The sequence below is a fragment of the Actinoplanes sp. NPDC024001 genome (assembly GCF_040638955.1).
Taxonomy (GTDB): Bacteria; Actinomycetota; Actinomycetes; order Mycobacteriales; family Micromonosporaceae; genus Actinoplanes.
Genome location: NZ_JBEZZB010000244.1, coordinates 1 through 10,893, shown reverse-complemented (window position 1 = coordinate 10,893; position 10,893 = coordinate 1). Strand labels below are relative to the sequence as shown.

The 10,893-nt window shown below is 74.1% G+C and carries 11 protein-coding genes; 5 read left to right on the top strand and 6 right to left on the bottom strand.

What is annotated here, in order from left to right; genetic code table 11:
- A partial coding sequence (locus tag AB0F81_RS47635; protein WP_360210431.1) for an ATP-binding protein occupies positions 1 to 1,167 on the bottom strand: 1,167 nt, incomplete at its 3' end.
- Positions 1,164 to 1,388, bottom strand: coding sequence for a DUF5999 family protein (locus tag AB0F81_RS47630; RefSeq protein ID WP_360210429.1), 225 nt, complete (start codon positions 1,386 to 1,388; stop codon positions 1,164 to 1,166). The genes AB0F81_RS47630 and AB0F81_RS47635, both read right to left, overlap by 4 nt.
- A 131-nt stretch (positions 1,389 to 1,519) precedes the next feature.
- Here AB0F81_RS47630 and AB0F81_RS47625 point away from each other — a divergent pair, with 131 nt between their 5' ends.
- Entirely contained in the window at positions 1,520 to 2,164 is a 645-nt protein-coding gene (locus AB0F81_RS47625) for a response regulator transcription factor (RefSeq protein ID WP_360210433.1), read from the top strand.
- Here AB0F81_RS47625 and AB0F81_RS47620 read toward each other — a convergent pair.
- The 3 genes from AB0F81_RS47620 to AB0F81_RS47610 are packed head-to-tail and all read right to left on the bottom strand — an operon-like array spanning position 2,161 to position 5,055.
- Positions 2,161 to 2,502, bottom strand: a complete 342-nt coding sequence (locus AB0F81_RS47620; protein WP_360210427.1) for a response regulator — start codon at positions 2,500 to 2,502, stop codon at positions 2,161 to 2,163. The two genes, AB0F81_RS47625 and AB0F81_RS47620, sit on opposite strands and share 4 nt — an antisense overlap.
- 53 nt (positions 2,503 to 2,555) lie before the next feature.
- A complete protein-coding gene (locus AB0F81_RS47615) occupies positions 2,556 to 4,577 on the bottom strand; it encodes a GAF domain-containing protein (RefSeq protein WP_360210425.1) in 2,022 nt (673 codons plus the stop codon).
- 28 nt (positions 4,578 to 4,605) lie between these two features.
- Positions 4,606 to 5,055, bottom strand: coding sequence for a VOC family protein (locus tag AB0F81_RS47610; protein ID WP_360210423.1), 450 nt, complete (start codon positions 5,053 to 5,055; stop codon positions 4,606 to 4,608).
- Positions 5,056 to 5,171: 116 nt separating this feature from the next.
- Between AB0F81_RS47610 and AB0F81_RS47605 the strand changes: the two genes are divergently transcribed.
- Positions 5,172 to 5,945, top strand: a complete 774-nt coding sequence (locus AB0F81_RS47605; RefSeq protein ID WP_360210421.1) for an alpha/beta fold hydrolase — start codon at positions 5,172 to 5,174, stop codon at positions 5,943 to 5,945.
- Here the strand turns inward: AB0F81_RS47605 and AB0F81_RS47600 are convergent, their stop codons facing one another.
- Positions 5,946 to 6,794 carry an oxidoreductase gene (locus AB0F81_RS47600; protein ID WP_360210419.1) on the bottom strand — a complete coding sequence of 283 codons (849 nt, stop codon included), beginning with the start codon at positions 6,792 to 6,794 and terminating at the stop codon, positions 5,946 to 5,948.
- Positions 6,795 to 7,044: 250 nt separating this feature from the next.
- Here AB0F81_RS47600 and AB0F81_RS47595 point away from each other — a divergent pair, with 250 nt between their 5' ends.
- The 3 genes from AB0F81_RS47595 to AB0F81_RS47585 form a co-directional block, all read left to right on the top strand.
- Positions 7,045 to 7,974 carry an alpha/beta hydrolase gene (locus AB0F81_RS47595; RefSeq protein WP_360210417.1) on the top strand — a complete coding sequence of 310 codons (930 nt, stop codon included), beginning with the start codon at positions 7,045 to 7,047 and terminating at the stop codon, positions 7,972 to 7,974.
- Between the two features lie 131 nt (positions 7,975 to 8,105).
- Positions 8,106 to 9,722: a ribosomal protection-like ABC-F family protein gene (gene abc-f / locus AB0F81_RS47590; RefSeq protein ID WP_360210415.1), complete on the top strand. Its 1,617-nt coding sequence runs from the start codon at positions 8,106 to 8,108 to the stop codon at positions 9,720 to 9,722.
- Between the two features lie 11 nt (positions 9,723 to 9,733).
- Positions 9,734 to 10,893, top strand: a 1,160-nt coding sequence (locus AB0F81_RS47585) for a BREX system ATP-binding domain-containing protein (RefSeq protein WP_360210413.1), incomplete at its 3' end; no start/stop codon positions are given.

The window sequence follows — 10,893 nt, the reverse complement described above, 5'->3', positions numbered from 1 at the left end:
CAGCGCCCGGCCGGCCGACCGGACCAGCTCACCGGCGACCTCCTCGTCCGGTCCGAGCGCGGCGTGCGCCCGGTGCCAGGCGCGCCGGTCCGGGTCCTGGACCGGGTCGGTCACCTCGGCGAGCGCCTGGTGCACCCGCCGCAGGTCGGCGGCGGTCCCGGATCGCCAAGCGGCCGAGCGCACCAGCGGGTGCGGGAACCGCACCCGGGTGCCCAGCTCGATCAGGCCGTCGGCCTCGGCCTGCATGGCCGCCTCCGGCCCGACACCCAGCAGCTGCAGCGCCCGCCACAGCAGCAGCGCGTCGCCGACCGGCTCGATCGCCGCGGCCAGCAGCACGGTACGGGCGTCCGGCGCGAGCCCCGCGATCCGCCGGCGGAACCCGTCCTCGACCCGGCTGGCCAGCGGCGTCACGCTCAGGCCCCCGAACCCGAACGCCAGCTCCTCCGGCGACAACCCGCGGGTCAGCTCCAGCAGGGCCAGCGGGTTGCCGCGGGTCTCGGCCACGATCCGGTCCCGGACCCGGGCGTCCACCGGCCCGGTCAGTACCGAGTCCAGCAGCGCCCGCGCGTCCGCCTCGGGCAGCCCGTCGACTCGCAGCTCCGGCAGCCCGTCGAGGGCGTCGCCGAAGGTGGTCTCGTGGGTCCGCTCCCGGGCGGCGAAGACCAGCGCCACCGACTCCGCGTCCAGCCGGCGGGCGGCGAAGGCCAGGATCAGCCCGGAGAGCCGGTCCAGCCACTGCACGTCGTCGATCAGGCAGATCACCGGCTCGGCGGTGGCGGCCTCGGCGAACAGGCCGAGCGTGGCCATGCCGAGAACCAGCAGCTCCGGTGCCGGGCCGACGGTCAGCCCGAACGCGATGCGCAGCGCCGTACGCTGCGGCTCGGGCAGCCGGTCGAGGGAACCGAGCAGGGGCGCGCACAGTTGCTGGAGCCCGGAGTAGGCGATCTCCGACTCGGACTCGACGCCGGCGGCGCGCAGCACGCGTACCGTGGCGGAGCGCTCGGCCAGGTAGTCGAGCAGCGCGGTCTTGCCGGTGCCGGCCTCGCCGCGCAGCACCAGAGCGCGGCTGCGCCCGGCGCGGACCTCCAGCAGCAGGTCGTCGAGGGCGTGCTGTTCCCGCTGGCGCCCGCGCAGCTCGACGCCGATCATGGTGGCCGTCATGGTCATGCCGCCAGGGGAAGGGCGGCGGTCATCGGGCTGGTGCGCCGGCTCCGGGCGGTTCGGCGCCGGCCGGCGAGGTCGATCGGCGCATGCGTCACCGCGTCACCGATCACGACCGCGCCGTTGCACAGGATGCTCCAGCCGAGGTCGCTGTGTGCGGCGACGACGCGGGCGGTGTCCCACCCCGGCTGATCGATGGACGGGCACGAAGGCTGATGTTCGCACATGCCATCAGTCTCGGAAGATTCCCGCCGTGGCACATCGAGGCCAACCCGACTCCTGCGATACCGGCTAGCCGGTATCAGCGCCGCCCGATCGCCCCTGACGGGCTCAGTAATAATCTTGTGCGATGACGGGGTTGCGGGTGGTGTTGGCGGAGGACGACGTCCTGTTGCGGGAGGGCATCGCCAGCCTCCTGGACCGGTCCGGCCTGCAGGTGCTGGGGCAGGCCGGTGACGGCGCGGAACTGCTCGCCCTGGCTCGCCGGACCCGGCCGGACGTGGTCGTGGTGGACGTGCGGATGCCGCCGACGCACACCACCGAGGGCCTGCAGGCGGCCCGCGAGCTGCGCCGGGAGCTCCCGGAGACGGCGATCCTGGTGCTGTCCGCGCACGCCGACGTGGAGCAGGCGATGGAGCTGCTCTCCAGCGGCCGGCGGATCGGTTACCTGCTGAAGAGCCGGATCACCGAGGTGGCCGAGTTCCTGGCCGCCATCGACCGGATCGCCGGCGGCGGCTCGGTGATCGATCCCGGTCTGGTGGAGGAGCTGGTGACCGCGCAGCGGCGCGACGATCCGCTCGCCGTGCTCAGCGCCCGTGAGCGGGAGGTGCTGGCGCAGATGGCGCAGGGGCAGTCCAACTCGGGCATCGCGCGGCGGCTGTTCATCACCGAGGGCACCGTGGAGAAGCACGTCCGCAGCGTGCTGTCGAAGCTGAACCTGCCGGAGACCGACGACCACCACCGCCGGGTGCTGGCCGTCCTGGCCTTCCTCGAAGCCCGCTAACCGCGAAGCCGGTCCTGGACGGCTCGGGCGGACAGGGCGGTCTTGGCCAGGAAGCCGATCGCGGGGCTGCTCGCGATCAGGTCGGCGTAGTCCTCCTCGGCGTGCGTGGAGATCATGATGACCGGGACGGGCAGCTGCCGGGCCAGGTCGAAGCCGCTCTCGCCGCCCAGCTTGATGTCGACCAGGGCGACGTCGGGCGCCAGCTCGGCGGCCCGCGTCATCGCCTGCGCGCCGGTCGTGGCCGTGGCCACCACCTCCAGGCCCTCCCGTTCCAGCAAGTCACGGGCGGCGGCGAGGAAGTGGTGGTTGTCGTCCACGAGCAGGCAACGCAGTGTCACCGCTCAAGGGTGGCAGCACCGGGCGCGGTCCGCATTCCTGCTAGCCGCCACTTCTACCGCGAATTGACCGATACGTCCAAGGGGACCCGGCAGGTGACGGTCGTACCCGTACCCGCCGGGCTGTTGATCTCGAAGGTGCCGCCGAGAGCCTCGATGCGGTCCTTGAGGCCCAGCAGGCCGGAGCCGCGTGCCGGGTCGGCGCCGCCGGCGCCGTCGTCGTGGACCCGCAGCACCAGGGTGCCGTCCGGCGCCTCGGCGGTGACCTGGACGACCGAGGCGCCGGCGTGCTTCACCGCGTTGGTGAGCATCTCCGAGACCACGTAGTACGCGCCGACCTCGACCGGCTGGGGCAGCCGGCCGTCGAGGCGCACGTCGATCTCGACCGGCAGCGGCGCCCGCCGGCCCAGCGCCCGCAGGGCGGAACGCAGACCGGAATCGGACAGCACCGCCGGGTGGATGCCCCGGGACAGCTCGCGCAGCTCCTCGATCACCGCCATCAGGTCGGTGGCGACCTCGGTCATCTCCTGATGCCGGTCGCCGCGCTGCTCGGCGTCCATCGCGGCCGAGCGCAGCCGCAGGGCGAGCGCGACCAGCCGCTGCTGGGCCCCGTCGTGCAGGTCGCGTTCGATGCGGCGGCGCGCCTCGTCGGCGGCCGCCACGATGCGGGCCCGGGAGCTGATCAGCTCGGCGCGGCTCTGCGCGTCGGCCACCGAGGTCGCCACCAGCTCGATGAACTCGGCCATCCGCGCCTCGGTGTCGTCGGGCAGCCGGCCCTCGCTGGAGCCGACCGCGATCATGCCCCAGAGCCGGCCGCTGACGTGGATCGGCATGCCCACCGCGGAGATCAGGCCCTCCTCGGCGTACCTCTCGCCGCCGGGCAGCTCGCGGTAGTCGTCGACCCGGGCGGTCCGCCCGGTGCGCTGGACCGTCGCGGTCAGCCCGCTGGGCGGGTAGCCCTCCCACGCCTGGCCGACCCGCACGTGCGGCCCGGTGGTGCCCTCGTTGGCGAGCAGGGTCGCGGTGCCGTCCCGCTCGTAGCGGATCAGCCGGGCGGTGCCGGTGCCGAAGTGCCGCAGCACCTCCTTGGTGACCGCGGCGAAGACCACCTCGGGCGCCACGCCCCGGGCGATGAGCAGGGCGAGCCGGCGCAGCGAGGCCTGGGTCTCGGCGAGCACCCGCAGCTCCTGCTCGGCCTGGGCGTTGGCGATGGCCAGCGCGGCCAGGTGGATGAAGTCGTGGATGCGCGACTCGGTGCCCGGCGGGAAGTCCGGGCGGGTGGTCCCGGCGACGGCCACCCCCCAGCGGCGAGTGCCGACCGTCACCGGGGTGGCGATCGCGGCCCGCAGGTGCAGCTTCTTGACCAGGGCGCCGAACGGGCCGTTGCGCAGGGCGTCACCGGACGCCCGGGCGGTCCGGCCGGTGTGGATCACCTGCTGGAGCAGCATCTCCGGCTCGAGCACGATCCGGGAGGCGACCGGCATCTCCGCGGTCACCCCGCCGTACGAGCCGACGACGGTGACCGTCTCGCCGGCCTCCTCGGCGCCCGCGCCGTCCAGCCGGGTCACGAAGGTGGCGTCCGCGCCGATCAGGCCGGCCAGCTCGTCGGCGACCGCGGTGAACACGGCCGCCGGGCGGGCGCCGCCGGCCACCAGGGTCGCCACCCGGCGCAGCGCGGCCTGCTCCTCGGCCAGGTCGCCGCGGGCCCGCTCGGACTCGACCGCCCGCCGGCCGGTGACCGTGGCGACCGCACCCACGATCACGGCCATCAGGATGAACAGGCCGAGGATGATGAACGCGTTGGTGTTGAGGTCGCGGAACGGCGGCAGGAAGAACCAGTCGTAGGCGAGGATCGCGGCCACCCCGACCGGCAGCGCGTACAGGATGCCGGCGCTGCGTGCCACCGCCAGCACCCCGCCCAGCAGCGTGAGGCTGAGAACCACGCCGGGCACGTGGTGGCGGGGCGCGGCCGCGCAGATCACCGCCCAGACGGTGAAGGCCGCCAGCCCGGCGACGACGGCGAGCCCGATCTCGACCGGAAGGGGGATCCGGGCTCGCCCCGGCGTCGCAGCATCCATGGGCACCATCATCGGGCCCGGTCCGAGGTCAGTCCCGGCCGGGGAACCGCTCGGTGATCTCCTGCAGCAGCCAGCCGTTGCCGTCCGGGTCGGTGAACGACGCGTAGCTGCCGTACGAGCGGCGCTCCGGGTCCGGTCCGGGCACCCGCCCGCTGGTGTCCACGCCGCGCAGCCCGTGCCACACGTCGCCGACCTTGACGCCGAGCCGCAGCAGCTCCTCGCGGGCCGCGTCGATGTCGTCGACGATCAGCATCAGGTCCTGCGCGGAGCCGGGCTCGGCGGTGGTCAGGCCGGTGCCGAACTGGATCGACGCCTTCGAGCCGGGCGGGGTGAACTGGACGACGCGCAGGCCGTCGTTGATCGGGAAGTCGGCGTCGAGCCGCCAGCCGAGACCCGAGTAGAAGTCCTTGGCCCGGTCGACGTCGGTGACCGGCAGGACGGTGACCTCGAAGCGGAACTGGATCGGTGAAGTAGTCATGGCAGAAGATTGCTCCCGCACCGGGGGTGCTCGCCCCCGTGCCGGTCCCTGGCGTGACCCCGGGGCCGGCACACCCGTGCACTGGCCACGATCCCCGCGCGTTACGGTCTGTGGACGTGGACAGAGTGCTGTTTGATGAGCTGGCGGGGACGCTCACCGGCGTTGCCGACGACCGGGCGCCCCTCGTGCTGCTGCACGGCCTGACCTTCGACCGGCGGCAGTGGGCCCCGCTGCTGCGTGAGCTCGGCGCGGTCGACCCGGGCCGCCGGGTGCTCACCCTCGACCTGCCCGGCCACGGCGACTCGCCACCGCAGCCGGACTACCGGATCGGGACGGTCGCGGAGCTGGTCCACCGGGCGGTCACCGCCGCCGGGCTGACCGCGCCGGTGCTGGCCGGGCACTCGATCGGGGCGCTGTTCGCGACCGACTACGCCGCCCGCTTCCCGGCCCGCGGGGTGGTCAACGTGGACCAGCCGCTGCTGCCCGGCCCGTTCGGCGATCTGATCCGGGGCGCCGCGCCCACGCTGCGCGGCCCGGACTGGCGTACGTTCTGGGACCGCCTGCAGGACGGGATGGGCATCGCGGCGCTGCCCGCGGACGCCCGTGCCCTGGTCGAGCTGACCTCCCGGCCGCGGGCCGAGCTGCTGCTCGGCTACTGGGACGAGATCGTGCACGGCACCGACGACGAGGTCGCCCGGCAGCGGCGGGCCGACCTCGAGGCGATCGCGGCGCGCGGCGTCGACTACCGCTGGATCGCCACGTCCGAGCCCGCGCCGGCGTACCTGCGCTGGCTGACCGGCGCGCTGCCGGGCGTCGAGGTCACCGTGCTGCCGGGCGGCCACTTCCCGCACCTGGCCTACCCGGCAGAGCTGGCGAAACTGCTGGCCTGATCAGCTCGTGGCGGCCGGGTAGTCGGTCGACCGGCTGACGTGGGCCCACTTCTCGGCCTCGGCGTTGCGGGCGGCTCCGGCCGCGAGCGCGGAGGCCAGGGCGTCGGAGCCGAGCGGCAGCCGGCGCGGCGGGTCGTCGTGCTCGACGATCTCGACGATCGCGGCGGCCGCCCGGTCCGGGTCGCCCTGCTGGCGGCCCTGCGTCTGCTCCCGGAACTCGTTGATCCGGCCGACCGTCTCCCGGTAGTCCGGTCCCACCTCGTGCCGGACCATCGACGACCCCTGCCAGTCGGTGCGGAACGCGCCCGGCTCGACGATGATCACCTTGACGCCGAACGGCGCCACCTCGCTGGCGAGCACCTCGGAGAAGCCCTCGACGGCGAACTTGGCGGTCTGGTAGGCGCCCATCCCGGGGGTGCCGCCGACCCGCCCGCCGATCGAGGAGACCTGCACCAGCACGCCGGAGCGCTGTTCGCGCAGGACCGGCAGCGCGGCCCGGGTCACGTTGACCACCCCGTGCAGGTTGGCGTCGAGCTGGGCGCGGAAGTCGTCGTCGGACATCTCCTCGATCGGGGCGCTGTTGGCGTACCCGGCGTTGTTGACCACGACGTCGAGGCGGCCGAAGGCGGCGACGGTCGCCGCCACCGCGGCCCGTGCCGCCGCCGGGTCGGTGACGTCGAGCGCGACCGCGCGCATCCGGTCGGGATGCCGTGCCACCAGGTCGTCCAGGTCCTGCGGGCGGCGGGCGGTCGCCATCACCCGGGCGCCGGAGGCCGCCGCCGCGGCCGCGATCGCCCGGCCCAGGCCGCGGGAGCTGCCGGTCACCAGCCACACCTTCGATTCGGTCATCGTGTCCACCTTTCGGTTCGGTGGTTCCAGGCTCGCGTGAGAACCCGCGCCGTCGAGCCAGGGCGAGGCCCTGGCCCGAACCCCGGTGAGGGCTCGGTCACACCGATGAATTCCGGGGGCCCCGGCTCGTCTCACCGGGCATGCGGGTGTCCCGGACGGACCCCCGTGCGAGGACCAGGGTGCGACACGGGTGCGGCGCCCCGGGCCGGTTCGCGATCGTGAGGTGACTCGACCAACTGGGGGGAACGAGATGGGCACCAGCATCACCCTCGCCCCGGCCGCGACGCGGCCGCTGCGGCGCGGCATCCACGTCATCGACGTCGACGGCGTCGAGCAGAGCTATCACGTACGGGGCAGCGGCGCCGACGTCTGCGTCGTGCTGCCCGGTGGCCCCGGGCTCTCCTGGGAGTACCTGCGCATGCCGGCGCTGGAACAGGCGATGCGCGTGGTCTACGTGGAACCGCTGGGCACCGGCCGGTCCGGCCGGCTCACCGGCCACCCGCACGGTTACGACCGCCCGGCGTACGCCCGTGTGCTGGACCGCCTGCTCGACCACCTCGGCCGGCCGCGGGTGCACCTGCTCGGCCACTGCCACGGCGGCAAGGTCGCCCAGTACTACGCGCTGCGCCGCCCGGACCGGCTGGCCACGCTGATCCTTTACGCCAGCACCCCGGTCGAGGGCGCGGAGCGGGCCGCCGAGACCCGCCGCCAGGTCGACCGGTTCATCCGCCGCAACCAGTGGAACCCGGAACTGCCGGCCGTGCTGGACGCCGTCCGGGCGCTGCCCGGCATCGAGGACGACCGGCGGCTGACCGCGACCGTGCGCCGGGCGCTGCCCATGCTGGTCGCGCACTACTGGGCCCGCCGCGAGGAGCTGTCCCGGTTGCGCTCCCGGCTCCAGCTGGCCTACGTCGGCGACCCCGGCGAGTTCGACGACCGTGCCGCGCTGCCCGGCCTCCGGGTGCCGACGCTGGTGATCGCCGGCAGCTACGACGTGCTCGGCGGCCTGCGCTGGGGGCGGGAGCTGCACTCGCTGATCCCGTACGCCCGGCTGCTCGTCCTCGCCTCCAGCGGGCACTTCGGCCACATCGAGGAGCCGGAGCGGTTCACCGAGGCGGTGCTCGGCTTCCTGCGGTCCCGCCGGCTCGAGCCGCGTGCCGGCAGCGCACTGGCCGCATGAGTTATCGTTGCCCCAGTCATAGGAGATCGGAGCTGGACGTGGCAGGGGACGACGACATCTCCGGGTGAGAGACCCCGGGTTCCTTTGTCGTCGCCTGATTCGCCCGTTCTTGACTCTCTCCGAGGTCTGCCATGTCCGACGGTTTCGTCGTCTGCACCAACCTGTCCTTTTCCTGGCCGGATGACACCCCGGTCTTCGAGGATCTGTCCGTCTCGGTGCCCGGTGGGCGCACCGGCCTGGTCGCCGCCAACGGCGCCGGCAAATCCACCCTGCTCAAACTGATCACCGGCGAGCTGCAGCCCACCGGCGGCAGCGTCACCGTCGGCGGCGTGCTCGGATACCTGCCGCAGCACCTGCCGTTCACCGCCGACCGGACCGTGGCGCAGGTCCTCGGCGTCGACCGGATCATCGCCGCGCTGCACGCCATCGAGGCCGGCGACGTCGCCGAGGAGCAATTCACCACGGTCGGCAACGACTGGGACGTCGAGGAGCGGACCCGGGCCGAGCTGGACCGGCTCGGCCTCGGCGAGGTCGCCCTGGACCGGCGGCTCGGCACGCTCAGCGGCGGCCAGGTGGTCTCCCTCGGCCTCGCCGCGCAGCTGCTCAAGCGGCCCGACGTGCTGCTGCTCGACGAGCCCACCAACAACCTGGACCGCGACGCCCGGGAACGGCTGATCGCGGTCCTGCGCTCGTGGCCCGGCTGCCTGCTGGTGGTCAGCCACGACCGGGAGCTGCTGGACGAGATGGATCGCATCGCCGCCCTCGACCACGGCGAGATCCGCTGGTACGGCGGCAACTACACCGAGTACGAGCAGGCGGTGCGCGCCGAACGGGAGACCGCCGAACGGCAGGTCCGCAACGCCGAGCAGGACCTGAAGCGGCAGAAACGCGAGATGCAGCAGGCCCGGGAACGCGCGGCGCGGCGGGCCTCGACGGCGGCGCGCAACCTGTCCGACGCGGGGCTGTCCCGCATCCACGCCGGCAACCACCAGCGCAACGCGCAGGTGTCGGCGGCCCGTGCCGGTGAGACCCACGCCAGCCGGGTCCGCGACGCGCAGGCCCGGTTCGACCAGGCCGACCGGGCGGCCCGCCAGGAGGACCGGATCGCGCTCGAACTGCCGGCGACCAACGTTCCGGCCGGGCGCACCGTCTTCCACGGCGAGAGCCTGCGGGCCGGCTACGACGGGCGGGAGCTGTTCGACGGGATCGACCTGGACATCCGCGGGCCGGAACGGATCGCGCTGACCGGGCCGAACGGGGCCGGCAAGTCGACGCTGCTGCGGCTGATCAGCGGGGACCAGCAGCCGTTGTCCGGCACCGCGACCCGGGCGGTGGGGCGTACCGCGTACCTCTCGCAGCGTCTCGACCTGCTCGACGGTGACCGTACGGTCGCGGAGAACCTGGCGGCGTTCGCGCCCACCCTGCCCGACGCCGACCGGATGAACCTGCTCGCCCGGTTCCTGTTCCGCGGCGCCCGCGCCCACCTGCCGGTCTCCGTGCTCTCCGGTGGTGAACGTCTCAGGGCGACTCTGGCGTGCATCCTCTACGCCGAGCCGGCGCCGCAGCTGCTGCTGCTCGACGAGCCGACCAACAACCTTGACCTGGTCAGCGTCGGTCAGCTGGAGAGCGCGCTCACCTCCTACCAGGGGGCCTTCGTGGTGGTCAGCCACGACGAGCGGTTCCTGCGCGAGATCAAGGTGCAGCGCCGGCTGCGTCTGTCCGGCGGCGAGTTGACCATGGAGGTGTAACGTCCCGGGGCGTGACTGAGCTGCGGGGGCGTCGTCGGGAACGGGAAGCGCTGGACCGGCTGCTGCGGGAGGTCCGGGACGGGCACAGCCGGGTGCTGGTGCTGCGCGGCGAGGCCGGCACCGGCAAGACGGTGCTGCTGGACTACACGGCGGAGCACGCGCCGGCGGGCCGGGTCATCCGGGTCGCCGGCGTGGAGCCGGAGACCGAGCTGGCGTACTCGGCGTTGCAGCAGCTCTGCGCGCCGCTGCTGGAACACCTCGACCGGCTGCCGGAACCGCAGCGGGAGGCCCTCTCGACCGCCTTCGGGCTCAGCGCCGGCCGCCCGCCGGAGGGTCTGCTCATCGGTCTGGCGGTGCTCGGGCTGCTCGCCGAGGCGGCCTCCGAGCAGCCGCTGATCTGTGTCGTCGACGACGCGCAGTGGCTGGACCGGATGTCCGAGATGATCCTGACGTTCGTCGCGCGCCGGCTCGACTCGGAGTCGGTCGCACTGGTCTTCGCCGCGCGGACGCCGTCGGACGACCAGCTCCTCGGCGGCCTGCCGGAGCTGGAGGTCGGCGGCCTGCCGGACGTGGACGCGCGGGCCCTGCTGGACACGGTGCTGCCCGGGCTGATCGACGCCCGGGTCCGGGACCGGATCGTGGCCGAGACCCGCGGCAACCCGCTCGCCCTGCTGGAGCTGCCGCGCGACCTGACCCCGGCCGAGCTGGCCTTCGGGTTCGGCGCGCCGACCGGCACACACCTGGTGAGCCGGGTCGAGGAGGGCTTCAGCCGGCGGATCGCCGCTCTGCCGCCCGAGTCGCGGCGGCTGCTGCTGGCCGCCGCGGTCGAGCCGGTCGGTGACGTGCCGCTGCTGTGGCGCGCCGCGGACCTGCTCGAGGTCGGCCCGGACGCCGCCGTGCCGGCCGAGGCCGCCGGGCTGGTGGAGTTCGGCGCCCGGGTGCGGTTCCGGCACCCGCTGGTGCGCTCCGCCGCCCGCCGCTCCGCCGGCCCCGCCGAGCTGCGCGCGGTGCACCGGGCCCTCGCCGAGGTCACCGACGCGGAGCAGGACCCGGACCGCCGGGCCTGGCACCGGGCGCACGCCGGCGCAGCCGCCGCCTCCGGCGACGACAGATCAGCCGGATGTACGAAGGCGCGCCCGCCCGCCGCCACGATGTCGTCGCGCACCGCCTG